Here is a 16,624-nt window from a genome sequence, read left to right as displayed (position 1 = left end):
GTCTCGCGGTATACGCGGCGCCTCCAGCCTGACTCTTTTGGCTGGGGGCGTTTTTTTGTCTGCCGCAGAAGGATGGCGCAATGCCAGAATCCACTGAACCCTCACGAAGCCCAAAGGTCGATTAGCTACACGGCTCAAACGAGCCGATTTTTTGGAGCTGACCCATGGATATCATTCGTATCATCATCGCCATCCTGCTGCCGCCACTGGGTGTGTTCCTGCAAGTAGGCTTCGGCGGCGCGTTCTGGCTGAATATTCTGCTGACCTTGTGCGGTTACTTCCCGGGCATCATCCACGCGGTATACATCATCGCCAAGCGTTGAGGCCTTTAGCCTTTTGCGATGAGCCGTGAGTTGCGCTCATTGCGAAAGGCCAGTTGCTCGATGGTCTGGGTGGCGTGTTCGGCGTCTTCCCGCGCTTGCAGAATAATGCCGTGCTGCTCGGACTTGCTGCACACGGGGTCGGCATTGCTGGCGTCGCCGGTGAGCATGAAGGCCTGGCAGCGGCAGCCGCCGAAGTCCTTTTCCTTTTCATCGCATGAGCGGCACGGCTCGGGCATCCAGTCGTAGCCGCGAAAGCGGTTAAAGCCAAACGAGTCGTACCAGATGTGCTGCATGCTGTGGTCGCGCACATTGGGAAACTGCACCGGCATCTGTCGGGCGCCGTGGCAGGGCAGGGCGGTGCCGTCCGGTGTGACGGTCAGAAAAATGCTGCCCCAGCCGTTCATGCAGGCTTTTGGGCGCTCCTCGTAGTAGTCCGGTGTCACGAAGATCAGCTTGCACGGATGCCCCTCGGCTTCGAGCCTGGCGCGGTATTCGTTGGTGATCCGTTCGGCGCGTACCAGTTGCTCCCTGGTGGGCAGCAACCCCACGCGGTTGAGCTGCGCCCAACCGTAGAACTGGCACGTGGCAAGCTCGACAAAATCCGCTTCCAGGGCGATGCACAGCTCGATGATGCGGTCGATCTTGTCGATATTGTGCCGATGGGTGACGAAGTTCAGCACCATCGGATAGCCGTGGGCCTTGACTGCACGGGCCATCTCCAGCTTCTGCGCAAAGGCTTTTTTCGAGCCGGCCAGCAGGTTGTTCACCTGTTCGTCGCTGGCCTGAAAGCTGATCTGGATATGGTCCAGCCCGGCTTTCTTGAAATCGCTGATTTTCTGCTCGGTCAGGCCAATACCGGAGGTGATCAGGTTGGTGTAGAACCCCAGTTTGCGCGCCTCGGCGATCAACTCCGCGAGGTCTTGGCGCACCAGCGGTTCACCGCCGGAAAACCCCAACTGCGCGGCACCCATTTCTCGGGCCTCGCGAAAGACCTTGATCCACTGCTCGGTGCTCAGCTCCTTGCCCTGCTCGGCGAAATCCAGCGGGTTGGAGCAATACGGGCACTGCAGCGGGCAGCGGTAGGTCAACTCCGCCAACAGCCACAGCGGCAGGCCGACGGCCGGTTTTTCAGGCAAGGGTGATCCAGTGCTCAGCACGGGCGACCTCCATGAATTGCTCGATGTCGTCAGCGAGCTCAGGTACACCGGGGAATTGTTGATCCAGCTCGGCGATGATCGCGGCCACGTCGCGCTCGCCATCGATCAAGCCACCGATCAACGCAGCGCTGTCATTGAGCTTGATCATGCCTTCGGGGTAGAGCAGCACGTGGCCTTTTTGCGCCGGCTCGTATTGGTAGCGATAGCCCTGGCGCCAGGTCGGTGTTCTGCTGCGATCAAAGCTCATAGGGTGATCCCTTTATGCCAGACCCGCTGCTCGGTCACGCTGTGATAGGGCGGGCGTTTGAGTTCGTAGGCCATGCTCATGGCGTCCAGCATGCTCCACAGGATGTCCAGTTTGAACTGCAGGATCTCCAGCATGCGCTCCTGACCGGCACGGGTGGTGTAGTGCTGCAATGTAATGGCCAGCCCGTGCTCTACGTCGCGTCGGGCCTGGCCCAGGCGGGTGCGGAAGTACTCGTAACCGGTGGGGTCGATCCACGGGTAATGCTGGGGCCAGCTGTCGAGGCGCGATTGGTGGATCTGCGGCGCGAACAATTCGGTCAGTGAGCTGCTGGCGGCTTCCTGCCAACTGGCGCGACGGGCGAAGTTGACATAGGCATCCACCGCAAACCGCACGCCGGGCAATACCAGTTCCTGGGAGCGCAGTTGGTCCGGGTCGAGGCCGACCGCCTGGCCCAGGCGCAGCCAGGCTTCGATGCCGCCGTCTTCACCGGGCGCGCCATCGTGGTCGAGCAAGCGCTGGATCCACTCGCGTCGGATCTCGCGGTCCGGGCAGTTGGCCAGGATCGCGGCGTCCTTCAGCGGGATGTTCACCTGATAGTAGAAGCGGTTGGCGACCCAGCCCTGGATCTGCTCGCGGCTGGCGCGGCCTTCATACATCGCCACGTGGTAAGGGTGATGGATATGGTAGAAGGCGCCCTTGGCCCGCAAGGCGGCTTCGAATTCGGCGGGCGTCAATGGTGTGTCAGTCATCGGGGTTGCTCCTACAATTCAAGGCTCATGCCGTCGTAAGCCACTTCGACATTGCGCCGTACCAGTTCCGCCCGCTCGGGGGAATCTTCATCGAGGATCGGGTTGGTATTGTTGATGTGGATAAGCACCTTGCGCTGCCGTGGCAGTTGCTCCAGCACTTCGAGCATGCCGCCGGGGCCGTTCTGGGCCAGGTGGCCCATCTCGCGACCGGTGCGGGTGCCGACGCCACGGCGTTGCATTTCATCGTCATCCCACATGGTGCCGTCCACCAGCAGGCAGTCGCTGCCGGCCATGATTTCCAGCAGCGGCGCATCGACCTTGCCCAGGCCTGGGGCGTAGAACAGTGTGCCGCCGGTGCGCAGGTCTTCGACGATCAAGCCGATGTTGTCGCCTGGGTGTGGGTCGAAGCGGTGCGGTGAATAGGGGGGCGCGGCACTGCGCAGTGGCAATGGGGTGAAGCGCAGGTTCGGGCAGGCCGGGATGGTGAAGCAGGTGTCCAGTTCGATACGGTTCCAGGCCAGGCCGCCGTTCCAGTGGGTGAGCATGGTGAACAGCGGGAAACCGGTGCTCAGGTCTTCATGAACCATGTCGGTGCACCACACTTGGTGCGGGCAGCCTTCGCGCAGGCTCAGCAAACCGGTGGTGTGGTCGATCTGGCTGTCCATCAGGATGATCGCGCTGATGCCGGTGTCGCGCAGGGCGCGGCCGGGTTGCATCGGCGCAAAGCCTTGGAGTTGCGCACGGATATCCGGAGAGGCATTGCACAGCACCCAATGGACGCCATCGTCGGAAATGGCAATGGACGACTGGGTACGCGCTTGCGCACGCAGGCTGCCATCACGAAAACCTGCGCAGTTCACGCAGTTGCAGTTCCACTGTGGGAAGCCACCGCCGGCGGCGGAACCTAGAATCTGGACAAACATGATTGCTCCATCATGCAAAGCTCAAAACAAAAACGCCCCGGGCGAACCGAGGCGTTGTATTACCCAGCGGATTAACGGCTGGCGAAGTACATGGTGACTTCGAAGCCGATGCGCAGATCAGTGTAAGCAGGTTTGGACCAAGTCATATTCTTACTCCTACGAAGGGATGGGACGTTTACTACCAAGTAATACATATAGTCCACCTCCAGTCGGAGATGTTCAGATGTGTGCGTGGGAATGTTACTTAATTCTGAGCAAGTTAGCGCTGTCTCGATGGAAAAAGCCTGTTGCAGCGTTGGCAATGATCCGCCGACAACGGCTATGCGTTCGCAGTGCGCGGGCCATTAGCCAGCCAGTGCCAGCCGCCTTTGGCGTCCTTCAGTTGCTGCGCCGCGAGTTGCATGGCCTCAGGGCGACGGCTCAGGATCAATTGCTGAAGCTGCGCCAGATAGCCCGACGAATGGCCTGCCAAGTGCGCGTGCCACAGTAGTTCGGCGCCTTGAGCGATCGGCAGGGTCTGGGCTGAGAATTGCTGCGCCAGTGCCTCATTGCCTGACGCCTCGCGGCTGCCGAGCAACGCCGGCACTTGCGCCACAAAGGCCTGCAGATGCTCAACGAGCCCTTCAAGGGGCACGCTGGGGGACTGAATGCCAAACAGCAGGCCGGTTTGCCCAGTGATCTGTCGGATACCGCTGAATACGGCGTAGCCCAACTGCAACTCGACCCGCAGACGTGTGTAGAACGGGTCCTGGAGCAGATGGCCGAGCAAGCGCCATGTGGCTTCGTCTTCCAGGGATGCACTGGGCGTTGGGCAGAACAACAGCAACGCCGCTTCGGTGGCATCCACGTTTAGCTCATGCCACCGCCGTTGACCGTCAAAGGCGTGAGGCGTGCTTTCGAAGCTCTCAGGTTGGCCCGGCAGGCGGGCGGCGGCCGTCTTGATCAGCGCTTCACACGCGGCGGGCAAACCCAGGCCAAGGCCGTGCCAGCGTGCGGTGGTCCAGGAGGCGGGCTGCGCGCCGGTCTCGACAGTGTCGGCGATGCAGCACGCGGGCAACGCCTTGAGCAGTTCGCGGATGGCGATCATTGGCGTGGCAGCGGGTGACGTCCCCTGGGGCTGATTCAGGTGCTGGGCCAAGGCTTCAAGGACAGCAGGCATTGGCTCATGCAGCCCGATCATCTTCACAAGCATCCCCTTGCCCGCTGTTTCGAAAGACAATTCGACGCCTGCCTGGCGCGCGTTCGCACACAGCGCTTGCAAGGTGCTTTCCAGTCCGACGGGCGCTGCTGAATCAAATTGCCAGTTCAGGTACAGCGCACCTTCGTCGCTGTCGTCCGCCAAGGCCTGGCTGAACTTCAACGCTGATGTGTCTCGGCGTCCCCGCGACCGGTCCTGAGCAAAGGTGCGCAAGCCACGGTGGGCGCTGGTCTGGCCACGAATCAAACCGGCACGTTCTTCCTTGACCGGTGGACGCAGGAACGGGTTGTTCGGCGGCAACTGCCAAGGGTGCCGGGAGGGCGGTAATTGGAGCGAGTCAAGCAGGGCCTTGAGCGCAGCGACGCCTTGTTCCGAAAGGTCTTCGCTGTCGTTTCGGGCCAACGCCAGCGCGCCCTGGACCTGTTGTTGGCGTGCGTTCAGCAGGGCGAATTCTTCGCGCAGTGGCGTCCAGTCACTGTGTGCGAAAAAGCTCAGCCAGTCGTGCAACAACGCCTCGATCTGCGTAGCCGATTCGTCTTTTGTACTGAGCGTAAAGTCGATATCCAGCAGCGCTTGCCCCGCAAAGTGGTACAGCACGGACGCCTGCACTGTGCGGGCCAGCCCGCGTCTGTTCAGCTCGGCGAGCAGCCCGCCGGCCGCCGGGGCGTTGAGCCAGGTACAGAGGAAATTCAGTGCTTCAGGTGGCGCGTCACAGGTTATGACGTGGTGCAGATGGGAGTCGGCGCGGTGTTGATAACGGCGTGCCTGGCCCTGCATCAACGCCGGTGCAGGCGCCTGAGGGTGCAGAGGCCCCGAGTCCAGTTGCTCGCTGAACCGCTTTGCCAGCGCTTCGAGTTGTTCCAGCGACTGCGGGCCGGCCAGGCTCAAGGTCATCTGCCCGCTCTGATAGAACCGCGTATGAAAGGCCCGCAGCGCCTGCTGAAAGTCCTCACGCTCCACTGGCAGGCTGTCACGGTTGCCTGCGTGGAAGCCGCGCAGCGGATGATCTGCCGCCAAGCCCTGAAGCACAGCGACCTGCTGCTGAGCTTTGGCATCCTGGGACCAGGCGACCCACTCCGCATGCAGTACTTCGCGCTCGCGCAGTTGGTCGTCCTCGGCCAGGCGCGGATGGGCCAGCATGTCCGCCAAGCGTTCCAGGCCCTCGGAGAAGGTCGGTACAGGCAGTTCAAAAAAGAAGTCGGTGGTGCGTTCGCGGTTGCTGGCATTCACCTGGCCACCGTGACGTCTCACGTAGGCCATCAGTCCGTCGTCCGTGGGAAAACGCCGAGTGCCGAGAAACAACAAATGCTCAAGGAAATGCGCCAGCCCCGGCCACGCCAGCGGCACGTCATGGCTGCCGGCAGCCACCCGCAACGCCGCAGCGCAACGCTTCAAGCGGGGGGCGTGGCGCAGGGTGACGCGCAAGCCGTTGGCCAGGGTCAGATGAAGGGGATGAGGGTGGACCGGCGCAGGCATGGGCACTTCCAGAACGTAGGAGGCGGCTATGCTAGCAAACCCTTTGGGTCAGGGCTTGCTCAGCGCGCCGTACAGCTCGGGGCGGCGGTCTTGCAGGTAATGGTTGGCCGCGCGCGCGTTGAGGATCGCTTGGCGATCCAGTGTGCCGACAATCAAGGCCTCATCCAGGCCGGCCTGGGCGATGCGTTGGCCATCCGGTGCGGCAATGCTGCTTTGTCCGCAATAGTGGATGTCGCCTTCGTGCCCGCAATAGTTGGCGTAGGCCACGTAGCACTGGTTCTCAAAGGCCCGCGCCCGCACGGTCACGTCCGCAACAAAGTCGAACGGCACCATATTGGCGGTGGGCACCAGGATCAGTTCGGCACCGGCCAGGGCCAGGCGCCGCGTGTTCTCCGGGAACTCCAGGTCGTAGCAGATCAGGAACCCCAGCTTCCAACCGTTGAGCTCCACCAACGGGAGGTGATCATCGCCGGCGCTGAACATCGAGTGATCCAGGTCGCCAAACAGGTGGCTCTTGCGGTAATTGCACAGGCGCTGGCCTTGGGCGTCGATCAACTGCACCGCGTTGTAGATCTGCCCATCGTCCGCGCGCTCCGGGTAGCCATACACAATCGCCACCCCGGCGGTTCGCGCGATCTCGGCGATGGTGTGTGCAGACTCGCCATCCTGCGCCTCAGCCAGGGCGCCGACCGCTTCGGCACCGATGTTGTAGCCGGAGAGGAACAATTCCGGCAGCACCAGCACGTCGGCATCGGTTGCCTCGTGCGCGAGCTGGTGCAGGCGCTTGAGATTGGCCGCCACATCCAGCGGCAGCGGCGGGCATTGGTACAGGGCGACACGCATGGCGAACTCCTTAATCGGCCAGGGCGATCGGCCCGATTTCGTCGAATACGTCACCGGGTCCTGGGTTATCGGCGTGGGTGCTGCCGCCGAAGTGAGTCATGATGCCCCATACCGCGTTCAATGAGGTTTGCACCGCGCCTTCGACCCAGGCCGGAGTCCAGGACACGTCGTCGCCTGCGATAAAAATCCCACGTTGTTCGGCGGGCATGTCCTTCTGCATGAAATGCGCATACATACGCTGGTTGTAGCGATAGTGGCCGGGCAACGCGCCCTTGAAGGCGCCGAGAAAGTGCGGGTCGGCTTCCCAGGAGACGGTGATCGGGTCCCCGATGATGCGCGCCTTGAGGTCAACTTTCGGGTAAATCTTTTTCAGCGCGTCGAGGGCCAGCTTCACACGTTTATCAATCGGCTGCGGCAGCATTTTCAACGCGTCGCTCATCCACGAGTAGGAGAGGCAGATCACGCCCGGCTTGTCGTCGCCATTGTCGAACAGGTAGGTGCCACGGGTGAGGCGGTCGGTGAGGGTCATGCTCATCAGGTCGCGGCCGGTTTCCGGGTCTTTGTCTTTCCAGAACGGACGGTCGACCATCACGAAGGTTTTCGACGATTGCATGTAGCGCGTGCGGTCCAGGGCCATCCACATCTTTTGCGAGAATAGGGTTTCGTCGCATTCGATCTGGGTGGTCAGCAGCCAGCTTTGGCAGGTGGTCAGGACGGCAGCGTATTCGCGGGTGTCGCCATAGTTGTCGGTGACCGCGAAACGCCCATCCGCGGCGTGGGCAATGCGCTTGACCCCGGCCCGAGGTGCGCCGCTGTGCAGCGAGCTGAGGCTGGTCCCGGCCGGCCAGTGGGCGCAACGCTCAGGCACATGGCGCCAGATCCCCATGGGCACTTGCGCCACGCCACCTACCACCAAGTGCTGGTGGTCATCGCAGTTGGTCATCACCACGCGGAAGATTTCCAGCATCGAGTTCGGGAAGTCCGAGTCCCAGCCGCCGGTGCCGAAGCCGACCTGGCCAAACACTTCGCGGTGATGGAACGACAGTTTGGCGAAGGCCTTGGAGGTGGCGACGAAATCGTAAAAGGTGCGGTCGTCCCACAGGGGGACCAGTTTGTTCCACAGGGCTTTGAGGCGGGGTACATCGCGGTCGCGGATGGCTTGCTGGATATCGCCGAACTGGGAGCCCGCTTCCAGGGCGTCGGCCCAGGCGTCAGCCACTTCCTGGAACAGCGCAGGCAAGTCGGCCAGTTTTTGTGCGTAGTGGGTCTGGCCTTCGAGGTCGATCACCGTGCTGCCGGAGGCCGGGGTGAGCGGGTTGGGGAACGGTTTGGTGTCCAGGCCGAGCTTGTCCACATAGTGGTAAAAGGCGGTGGAGGAAACCGGGAAACGCATGCCACCCAGTTCGGCGATGATGCCTTCGGCGCCTTCAAAGGCCTGGGAGCGCAGGCGGCCGCCCATCTTCGAGGCTTCGTACACCACGGGTTTGAGGCCCAGTTTCATCAGCTCGTAGGCGGCCACCAGCCCGGCGATCCCGGCACCGACGATGGCCACTTCGGCGCCATGGTGTTCGGCGGGGATGCTGCCCAGCCCGGCCGGGTGCTCGATCCAGTCATCGAAGGCGAACGGGAAGTCCGGGCCGAAGATGGTGATGGGTTTTTTACCGTCTGCAGGGTGGCGATTGTTTTTGTTGAGCGTATTCATGGCTGACCTGGCTGGAAACTCGGCGGGGCACGACCCGCTGAGTATAGGAAAAGATGGCAGCCAGTTTAGGGGGCGTAGCGTCCGTTAATAAGACGCAAAGTGTCGTCGAAATGAATTGTTTTTAGTCACAGTGACGAGCTTGGCGGTCAGATTGGCTGGCCACGGTCCAGTTTGTTACTGAGGATGATCGACGTGGTGGTCTTCTCCACGCCGTCGACACTGCCGATCTGGTCCAGCAACTGGTCCAGTTGCTCCGGCGAATCGGTGCGCAGCCAGGCCACGTAATCGAATTCGCCGCTGACCGCGCACAGTTGCTGCACCTGGGCCATGGCGCTGAGCCTGCGCAGCACTTCTTTGCCCGAGCGCGGTTGCACGGTGATGCCCACATAGGCCTGCAAACCGCCGTCCGCCACGCGCTGGCCAAGGCGCACGCCATAACCGGTGATCACCTGGGTTTTTTCCAGGCGCGCCAGGCGCGACGTCACGGTGGTGCGCGCAATGCCCAACTGTCGAGCGAGCATGGCCACGCTCTCGCGGGCATTGATCTGTAGCGCGGCGATCAACTGACGATCGATTTCATCGAGTACAGGCAAGTGAGACTCCGTGACGGGCGGCAATGGCCACGCATGTTACAGGCTTGCATCGGCCAGCAGGCAACGGGCAAACAGCTGCGGGACCGGCAGGTGACGTTGGCTGTAGCGGCTCAGCAGGATGATCTCGCGGTAAAACGTCAGACTGCCGAGCGGGATTATCCTGACCTCCGGCGAGCGCTCCAGCCACAGACCAGCCTGGGGAATCAGCGACACACCCAGCCCACATTCCACCATTTTGACGATGGCCTCCAACTCGTCCAGCTCCAGTGCTACCTGCACATCCAGCTTCTGTTCCCGCAGAAAACGGCTCACCAGCCGACCGCCAAACGACGCGCGGTCATAGCGCACGTGAGGCTGGGTGCTGAGCAGCCGCACAGGATCGTCGCCCTTCAAGGCGTGCGGCACGATCAGCACGAACGGCTCCTTGCGCAGCACCTGCACCCGCAGCTCCTTGGGCAGGTCGAAGGGCGGGCGAATGATGATCGCCGAATCCAACTCGCCAGCGTCGACTTGGCTCAGCAGCTCCAGAGACACGCCGGGCACCAGTTTGCATTCGACCGTTGGCGCCGCCTGGCGTAAACGCACCAGGGCCTGGGGCAACAACCCGGTCTGTGCCGTGGAGATAGCGCCCACTTTCAACTCCCCCCGGTATTCATTGGCGTCCACCGGCATCGCCATGCGATTGAAGGTTTCGAGGATTTCCTTGGCCAAGGGCAGTGCGCGTACACCCGCCGCATTCAACGTGGCCTGACGCCCGGTCCGGTCAAACAACTGCACACCCAGCGCCTGCTCCAACTGCCGGATTTGCGCACTGACCGCCGACTGCGTCAGCCCGATATGCATGCCCGCGGCTGCAAACGTGCCATGGCGGGTTACCGCGATAAAGGTCTTTAATTCGCGCAGCATGGGCGCCTCGATTCATCGAAATTATTTGTGCTCAGCGCAAAAACTATCGTCTTTTCATCAGCTGAAGCAAGGCTAAACTCCTGGCACCTGATGAACCTTGAGGTTGACCTGATGACACTTGCGCCTTTCCACCTGGCAATCCCGGTATTCGACCTCGCGGCTGCGCGGCACTTCTATGGTGAGGTCTTCGGACTGGAGGAGGGACGTTCCAGTGAACACTGGGTCGATTTCAACTTCTTCGGCCACCAACTGGTGATCCATGCACACCCGAAAACCGCCTCCCAGCAAGCCGCCCACACCAACGCCGTCGACGGCCACGACGTGCCCGTGCCGCATTTTGGCGTGGTGCTGGGCTGGGACGACTGGCACGCCCTGGCGGAGCGCTTGCAGGCGCGAGAGACGAAATTCGTGCTGGAGCCGCATATCCGCTTCAAGGGACAGGTGGGAGAGCAGGCGACATTGTTCTTGTTTGATCCCTGTGGGAACGCGCTGGAGTTCAAGGCGTTCAGGGATATCGGGCAGTTGTTTGCCAAGTGAGGGGGCGTCAGGTGGCCGGTGAGTCGATGGACTTGCCAACTCAAATGCGGCCAATCGAGCGGCTTATGGGGCAGACATACAAAAGCCGCGCAATGCGCGGCTTTGGAGTTGGTGGGCCCACACGGACTTGAACCGTGGACCAAAGGATTATGAGTCCTCTGCTCTGACCAACTGAGCTATAGGCCCTTAACAGGCCGCGGATTATAACGATGGTTTGATCGCTGTGCTATCCGAAAAATCCTCAATGCGCCTGCGAAGAAACGTAGCGGCAAAAAGTTCGGGCGGTAGCGGCAGGCTGACGATGTAGCCTTGCATCTGTTCGCAGCCTTCAGCGGCCAGGAAGGCTTGTTGTGCCGGGTTTTCCACGCCTTCGGCAATGATGGTGAATTGCATGCTGTGACCGAGGGCGATGATGGCGCGCACGATAGCGGCGTCGTGGGGGTCGTCGGGCAGGCCGCGGACGAAGGATTGGTCGATCTTGAGGAAGTCCAGCGGCAGGCGCTTGAGGTAGCTGAGGGACGAATACCCGGTGCCGAAGTCGTCGATCGCCAGTTGTACGCCCAGGCGTTTGAGTTGGTGCAGTACCTCCAATGCTTCCTCTGCCTGGCTCATGATGAAGTTTTCGGTGATCTCCAGTTGCAGACAGCCAGGTTCGAGTTGGTAGTCGCGCAGCAGTTGTTCTATGCGGTTCAGCAGGCCGGGTTGGCGCAGTTGTGCGCCGGCCAGGTTGACCGACAGCGGGCCGAAGTCAGCAAAGGTGCTTTGCCAGGCGTGCAGTTGTCGACAGGCCTGTTCGAGTACCCAGTCGCCAATCTGCAGGATCATGCCGTTCTCTTCGGCCAGGGCGATGAAGTGTTCGGGCGGCACTTCGCCGAAGGTCGGGTGGTGCCAGCGGATCAACGCTTCGGCGCCGATCAGGGCCTGGGTTTGCAGGCTCAATTTTGGCTGGTAATAAAGGCTCAGCTCCTCGCGCTCAAGGGCGCGACGCAGTTCATGCTCCAGTGCCACGCGCTCTTTGGCCTGGGTCGTGAGGTCGCGGGTATAGCATTCGACCCGGTTACGGCCCTTGGCTTTGGAGCGGTACATCGCGGCGTCGGCGTTTTTCACCAGGGTGGCCACGTCAGTGCCGTCCTGGGGGTACAGGCTGGTGCCGATGCTCGCGCTGATGAAGAACTCGTGCTCGCCCGCCTGGAAGGGCGGCGTGAAGCAGGTCAGCAGTTTATTGGCCAACTGCTCGGCGTCGCTGGCGTGTTGCAGGCCGGGCAGCAGAATGATGAACTCATCACCGCCCAGGCGCGCGACGGTGTCGATGTCCCGCAGTTGCTCCTTGAGGCGTACGGCGATGTCTTTGAGCAGCAGGTCGCCGATGGGGTGGCCAAGGCTGTCGTTGATGTGTTTGAAGCGGTCAAGGTCGAGAAACAGCACCGCGCCTTGTTTGCCGGTTTCTTGGTGACCATTGAGGGCGGCCTGCAACCGGCTTTCAAACAGGGTGCGGTTGGGCAGGCCAGTCAATGGATCGTGGTGGGCCTGGTAGTCCAGGCGTGCCTGGGCCAGCTTGAGGCTTGAAATATCGGCGAACACCGCCACGAAATGCGTGATCAGTTGCTCGCGGTTGCGCACGACACTGATAGTCAGCCAACTGGGGTAAAGCTCGCCGTTTTTACGCCGGTTGGAGATCTCGCCTTGCCAATGGCCCAGGGCCGTCAATTGGTGCCACATCGCTGCGTAGAAGGCGCTGTCATGCAGGCCGGAGGCAAGCAGACGCGGCGTTTGCCCAAGGGCTTCGGTTTCGCTGTAGCCGGTGATCTCGCTGAAGGCGCGGTTGACGGCGCTGATGTTCTGCCGAGTGTCGGTGATCAGTACGCCTTCGGCGGTGCTCTCGAAGACGGTCGCGGCCTGCTGCAGCTTCTCCTGCATCAATTGGCGTTCGGTAATGTCGCGGGCGATGGTGAGCATGCAGTCATCGTCGCCGATGGGCAGCGGGCGGCTGGATAACTCGCAGAGCCGTATCTGTCCGTCGGCGCGGCGGATATGGCAGATGAAGTCGCGGACGAAGCCGTCGCGGTGCATCAAATCCAGCATATGCCTGCGTTCATTGAGGTCGACCCAAATGCCCAGGTCCAGGGATGACTGATCTAAAGAGGTGGTGCCGGGATAGCCGGTGATGCGACTGAAGCCGTCATTCACCTCAATCAGCAGGCCATCGCGCTGGCGGCTCAGCAGAAGGCCATCGGGAGAGGCGTGGAACGCTTTGGCGAATTTTTCTTCCGAGGTTTGCAGCAGTTGCTGGGTTTCCTTGAGCTGGGTGATATCACGCACCACGACTACGACGGCTTCGACGGCGTCGAGTTGGAATGGCTCGGTGGAAACCAGCCCGGTAAAGGCTTGGCCGTTGCTGCGCCGAAAGGGCATTTCCAGGTTGCGAATGCTGGTGGTCTGCAACCGTTGCAGCAGGTCGGGGCCTATATCGTCGATGCCCCAGATATTGAGCTCGGTCGCGGTTTTGCCGATCACCTCTTCGGCGGTCAGGCCGATCTGGTCCTCGAATGCTTTGTTCACCTCCAGCAGGCAGCCGTCGCAGAGGCGCGCGATCACCAGAATGTCCGGGCATTGCTGGAACACCGAGGCAAATTTCTGCTCGGACAGTTGCAGTGCCTCTTCGGTGCGCTTGGCTTCGCTGATATCAATCATCAAGCCGCGCAATACGGGCTCATGGCCGTGTTCGATCAGGCTGACGATGTCGCGCACCCACAGGCAGCGGCCGTCGGCGGTTATCACTCGATAATCAATGCTGTGGTCGCGGTTGGCGCGGGTTTCACGGTAGCAATAGGCTTCGGTACGGATCAGGTCGGCGGGGTGAATGATGTTGCGCCAGAACCCTGGAATCAGCCAATGGGCGCGCGGGTAACCGAGCAGGTCCTCAGCGTGGGGTGACACATAGCTGTAGGTGAAATCGGTGATGCTGGCTTCCCAGGCAATAGCCGACAGGCTCTCCACCAGGCCGCGGTAGTGGTATTCGCTGCTGCGGAGTTCTTGCTCAAGGGCGACGCGGCGGGAAATTTCGGAGCTGAGCCGGCGATTGATCCGAATTACGATGGCCAATACGGTGCTCAACAGCAGCACGGCGGGCAGGCCGTAGAGCAACAGGTCGCTCCAGAAGGTACGGTGATCGGTGGCGCTGCCTACCCAGTGTTGCTGGATCGCATTGACTTCGGTCGGGCTGAGGTCGGCCAGGACTTTGTCCAGGATACCCACCAGCATCTTGTCGTCCCGGGGGACACCCATCGCCAATTGATAGCGGTAAGGTGTTTCACCACTGACGTAAAGGCCATCGAGCTTGAGTTCACGCAGGCTCCAGACGCTGGATGCCAGGTCGCTGACCACGGCGTCCACTTCGCCGGTTGCCAGGGCTTGCAGTGTGGAGCTGATATTAGGCAAGGCTACGAGGTTGAGGTCTGGGTGGTGGCTGCGCAGCAACTCGTGGGGTGCATAGTTTTCCACCACGGCAATCTTCAGCCCATAAAGGCCTTTGAGGTTGCGCGGCCGAGCACCGCCTTCGTGGGCAAGGATCACCATCGGGAAGTCGATATAAGGCCGGGTGAAGGCCAGGTAGTTCTGGCGTTCGGGGGTCGACATGACACTGGGGATGAGGTCGAGCTGATTGTCGCGTGCCATTTCCAGGACGGCACCCCAGCTTGGCGGCTCAATCAGCTTGATCCGCACGCCCAGTCGGTCCTGGATCAGGCGCACATAGTCCGCCGATAAACCTTGGTAACGGCCACTTTCATCGCGGTATTCAAAGGGGGGCCACGAGGCATCCACCCCAAGGCTCAGCTCCTGATGGTCCGCCAGCCAGCTACGCTCATCATCGGAAAGAGTCAACGCGCCAGCCGTTGCGGTCCAGGTCAGCAGCGACAGCAGTATCACGGTCGGCAATCTGGGCATAACGGTCTCGTTATGGCACGGGGAATGTCACGAGTGTAGACGGGCATTTCGGGGGAGGGGTGTTGCGCGGTGGTTAATCTGTAGAAAGCAATCTGCACATAGCAAAACCCCCGGCCTGGGCCGGGGGTTCTGGGATCACTCGTCGAGGAAGGAGCGCAGATGCTCGCTTCGCGTCGGGTGGCGCAACTTGCGCAACGCCTTGGCTTCGATCTGACGGATCCGCTCACGGGTCACGTCAAACTGTTTACCAACCTCCTCGAGGGTGTGGTCGGTATTCATGTCGATGCCGAAACGCATGCGCAGTACCTTGGCTTCACGGGCAGTGAGGCCGGAGAGTACGTCGCGAGTCGCTTCTTTAAGGCTCTCAACGGTGGCGACATCGATCGGCGACTGCATGGTCGAGTCTTCGATGAAGTCACCCAGATGGGAGTCTTCGTCATCACCGATCGGGGTTTCCATGGAGATCGGCTCTTTAGCGATCTTCAATACCTTGCGGATTTTATCCTCAGGCATCTCCATGCGTTCGCCCAGCTCTTCCGGGGTCGGCTCGCGACCCATTTCCTGCAACATCTGCCGGGAAATACGGTTGAGTTTGTTGATGGTCTCGATCATGTGCACCGGAATACGGATGGTGCGGGCCTGGTCGGCGATCGAGCGAGTGATCGCCTGACGGATCCACCAGGTGGCATAAGTCGAGAACTTGTAGCCGCGACGGTATTCGAACTTGTCCACAGCCTTCATCAAGCCGATGTTGCCTTCCTGGATCAGGTCGAGGAATTGCAGGCCACGGTTGGTGTACTTCTTGGCGATGGAGATCACCAGACGCAAGTTCGCTTCAACCATCTCTTTCTTCGCGCGGCGGGCTTTGGCCTCACCGATCGACATGCGACGGTTGATGTCCTTGATCTCGGCAATCGTCAGACCGGTCTCGGTCTCAAGTGCAGTCAGCTTCTGCTGGCAACGGATGATGTCCGGCTGCAGGCGACCAATAGCTTCGGCGTATTTCGCCTTGCCCTTGGCCAGAGCGTCGCTCCAGCTTTCGTCAACTTCATTGCCCGGGAACTGGCGCAGGAAGTCGGTACGCGGCATGCGCGCATCACGGACGCAGAGCTGCATGATTGCACGCTCTTGTGCACGCAAACGCTCAAGGGCGCTACGAACACGTTCAACCAGGCCTTCGAATTGCTTCGGTACCAGCTTGATCGGCATGAACAGCTCAGCCAGCGCCAGCAGTTCGGCGATTGCCTGCTTGTTGGCGCGACCGTGCTTTTTCAGAGCCTTGCGGGTGATTTCCATTTGATCGGAAACCGCACCGAAACGCTGGGCGGCGATGACCGGATCCGGACCGCTTTCGACTTCTTCTTCGTCGTCGGTGCTGGCTTCAGCATCGTCGTCATCGGTATCGTCGTCCGCTTTCGCGGCTTTTGGATCGACAGGCGGCGGCACTTCGGCGGCAGGTGGCGCAATGCCGTCGTCCGGGTCGATATAACCGCTCAAGACGTCGGACAGGCGGCCACCTTCGGTGGTGACGCGAGTGTACTCGGAGAGAATGTGGTCAACCGTGCCAGGGAAGTGCGCAATTGCGCCCATCACTTCACGGATACCCTCTTCAATACGCTTGGCGATTTCGATCTCGCCTTCGCGTGTCAGCAACTCGACGGTACCCATTTCACGCATATACATGCGCACAGGGTCAGTCGTGCGACCGATGTCGGTCTCCACCGCGGCCAACGCAGCAGCGGCTTCTTCAGCGGCTGCCTCGTCGGTATCGGCGTCGGCCAACATAAGGGCGTCCGCATCCGGAGCACTCTCGTGTACGGGGATCCCCATGTCGTTAATCATGCGGATGATGTCTTCCACCTGCTCTGGATCTGAAATATCCTCAGGCAGGTGATCGTTGACCTCTGCGTAAGTCAGATACTTCTGCTCACGACCGAGGGTGATCAACTCTTTGATACGAGACTGCTGTTGCGCTTTTCCGGACATAACACCCTATCCACTGAAGGTCTTGGCGGGCAAAAAACA

General features: G+C 61.0%; 14 protein-coding genes and 1 tRNA gene. 2 read left to right on the top strand and 13 right to left on the bottom strand.

The window, feature by feature from the left end; translation table 11 throughout:
• The first annotated feature begins 164 nt into the window (after window positions 1-164).
• Window positions 165-323 carry a YqaE/Pmp3 family membrane protein gene (locus KZX66_RS14245; protein ID WP_003194776.1) on the top strand — a complete coding sequence of 53 codons (159 nt, stop codon included), beginning with the start codon at window positions 165-167 and terminating at the stop codon, window positions 321-323.
• A 5-nt stretch (window positions 324-328) separates the two neighbouring features.
• Here KZX66_RS14245 and pqqE read toward each other — a convergent pair whose 3' ends face one another.
• From pqqE to KZX66_RS14195, 10 genes are all read right to left on the bottom strand, one after another.
• Window positions 329-1,480 carry a pyrroloquinoline quinone biosynthesis protein PqqE gene (gene pqqE / locus KZX66_RS14240; RefSeq protein WP_248080308.1) on the bottom strand — a complete coding sequence of 384 codons (1,152 nt, stop codon included), beginning with the start codon at window positions 1,478-1,480 and terminating at the stop codon, window positions 329-331.
• Complete coding sequence (pqqD, locus tag KZX66_RS14235; RefSeq protein ID WP_248080306.1) at window positions 1,452-1,727, bottom strand: pyrroloquinoline quinone biosynthesis peptide chaperone PqqD; 276 nt, start codon at window positions 1,725-1,727, stop codon at window positions 1,452-1,454. Before pqqD ends, pqqE begins: the two co-directional genes overlap by 29 nt.
• On the bottom strand, window positions 1,724-2,476 hold the full coding sequence (gene pqqC / locus KZX66_RS14230) for a pyrroloquinoline-quinone synthase PqqC (protein ID WP_248080305.1): 753 nt from the start codon (window positions 2,474-2,476) through the stop codon (window positions 1,724-1,726). The genes pqqD and pqqC overlap by 4 nt, the downstream gene beginning before the upstream one ends.
• 11 nt (window positions 2,477-2,487) lie before the next feature.
• The gene (pqqB, locus tag KZX66_RS14225; protein WP_248080303.1) at window positions 2,488-3,399 is read right to left on the bottom strand and encodes a pyrroloquinoline quinone biosynthesis protein PqqB; all 912 of its coding nucleotides are present in this window, start codon (window positions 3,397-3,399) and stop codon (window positions 2,488-2,490) included.
• A 71-nt stretch (window positions 3,400-3,470) separates the two neighbouring features.
• The gene (pqqA, locus tag KZX66_RS14220; protein ID WP_003194766.1) at window positions 3,471-3,545 is read right to left on the bottom strand and encodes a pyrroloquinoline quinone precursor peptide PqqA; all 75 of its coding nucleotides are present in this window, start codon (window positions 3,543-3,545) and stop codon (window positions 3,471-3,473) included.
• Between the two features lie 173 nt (window positions 3,546-3,718).
• Window positions 3,719-6,073, bottom strand: coding sequence for a pyrroloquinoline quinone biosynthesis protein PqqF (gene pqqF, locus KZX66_RS14215; RefSeq protein ID WP_248080301.1), 2,355 nt, complete (start codon window positions 6,071-6,073; stop codon window positions 3,719-3,721).
• Between the two features lie 48 nt (window positions 6,074-6,121).
• The gene (locus KZX66_RS14210; protein ID WP_248080299.1) at window positions 6,122-6,916 is read right to left on the bottom strand and encodes a carbon-nitrogen hydrolase family protein; all 795 of its coding nucleotides are present in this window, start codon (window positions 6,914-6,916) and stop codon (window positions 6,122-6,124) included.
• Window positions 6,917-6,926: 10 nt separating this feature from the next.
• Window positions 6,927-8,618 (bottom strand): NAD(P)/FAD-dependent oxidoreductase, encoded by a 1,692-nt coding sequence (locus KZX66_RS14205; RefSeq protein WP_248080297.1) that lies wholly within the window; start codon window positions 8,616-8,618, stop codon window positions 6,927-6,929.
• A gap of 146 nt (window positions 8,619-8,764) precedes the next feature.
• Window positions 8,765-9,211 (bottom strand): Lrp/AsnC family transcriptional regulator, encoded by a 447-nt coding sequence (locus KZX66_RS14200; protein WP_032883895.1) that lies wholly within the window; start codon window positions 9,209-9,211, stop codon window positions 8,765-8,767.
• 36 nt (window positions 9,212-9,247) lie between these two features.
• Window positions 9,248-10,117: a LysR family transcriptional regulator gene (locus tag KZX66_RS14195; RefSeq protein ID WP_248080295.1), complete on the bottom strand. Its 870-nt coding sequence runs from the start codon at window positions 10,115-10,117 to the stop codon at window positions 9,248-9,250.
• A gap of 111 nt (window positions 10,118-10,228) precedes the next feature.
• Between KZX66_RS14195 and KZX66_RS14190 the strand changes: the two genes are divergently transcribed.
• Complete coding sequence (locus KZX66_RS14190) at window positions 10,229-10,654, top strand: VOC family protein (RefSeq protein ID WP_248080293.1); 426 nt, start codon at window positions 10,229-10,231, stop codon at window positions 10,652-10,654.
• 109 nt (window positions 10,655-10,763) lie between these two features.
• Here KZX66_RS14190 and KZX66_RS14185 read toward each other — a convergent pair.
• From KZX66_RS14185 to rpoD, 3 genes are all read right to left on the bottom strand, one after another.
• Window positions 10,764-10,840 (bottom strand) — tRNA-Ile (locus KZX66_RS14185).
• 15 nt (window positions 10,841-10,855) lie between these two features.
• Window positions 10,856-14,599, bottom strand: a complete 3,744-nt coding sequence (locus KZX66_RS14180; protein WP_248080291.1) for a bifunctional diguanylate cyclase/phosphodiesterase — start codon at window positions 14,597-14,599, stop codon at window positions 10,856-10,858.
• A 135-nt stretch (window positions 14,600-14,734) separates the two neighbouring features.
• Window positions 14,735-16,585, bottom strand: a complete 1,851-nt coding sequence (gene rpoD / locus KZX66_RS14175; RefSeq protein WP_248080289.1) for an RNA polymerase sigma factor RpoD — start codon at window positions 16,583-16,585, stop codon at window positions 14,735-14,737.
• Window positions 16,586-16,624: the final 39 nt, after the last annotated feature.

This window comes from Pseudomonas sp. EYE_354 (assembly GCF_023148575.1).
Lineage (GTDB): Bacteria > Pseudomonadota > Gammaproteobacteria > Pseudomonadales > Pseudomonadaceae > Aquipseudomonas.
This window is presented reverse-complemented; position numbering and strand designations above follow the sequence as displayed.

What these genes read in the sequence shown, in the direction of transcription:
- pqqB (WP_248080303.1), bottom strand. Translation starts at nt 3,399, where the DNA reads ATGTTTGTCCAGATTCTAGGTTCCGCCGCCGGCGGTGGCTTCCCACAG.
- KZX66_RS14195 (WP_248080295.1), bottom strand. Translation starts at nt 10,117, where the DNA reads ATGCTGCGCGAATTAAAGACCTTTATCGCGGTAACCCGCCATGGCACG.
- KZX66_RS14180 (WP_248080291.1), bottom strand. Translation starts at nt 14,599, where the DNA reads ATGCCCAGATTGCCGACCGTGATACTGCTGTCGCTGCTGACCTGGACC.
- KZX66_RS14245 (WP_003194776.1), top strand. Translation starts at nt 165, where the DNA reads ATGGATATCATTCGTATCATCATCGCCATCCTGCTGCCGCCACTGGGT.
- KZX66_RS14190 (WP_248080293.1), top strand. Translation starts at nt 10,229, where the DNA reads ATGACACTTGCGCCTTTCCACCTGGCAATCCCGGTATTCGACCTCGCG.
- pqqD (WP_248080306.1), bottom strand. Translation starts at nt 1,727, where the DNA reads ATGAGCTTTGATCGCAGCAGAACACCGACCTGGCGCCAGGGCTATCGC.
- rpoD (WP_248080289.1), bottom strand. Translation starts at nt 16,585, where the DNA reads ATGTCCGGAAAAGCGCAACAGCAGTCTCGTATCAAAGAGTTGATCACC.
- KZX66_RS14210 (WP_248080299.1), bottom strand. Translation starts at nt 6,916, where the DNA reads ATGCGTGTCGCCCTGTACCAATGCCCGCCGCTGCCGCTGGATGTGGCG.
- KZX66_RS14205 (WP_248080297.1), bottom strand. Translation starts at nt 8,618, where the DNA reads ATGAATACGCTCAACAAAAACAATCGCCACCCTGCAGACGGTAAAAAA.
- pqqF (WP_248080301.1), bottom strand. Translation starts at nt 6,073, where the DNA reads ATGCCTGCGCCGGTCCACCCTCATCCCCTTCATCTGACCCTGGCCAAC.
- pqqC (WP_248080305.1), bottom strand. Translation starts at nt 2,476, where the DNA reads ATGACTGACACACCATTGACGCCCGCCGAATTCGAAGCCGCCTTGCGG.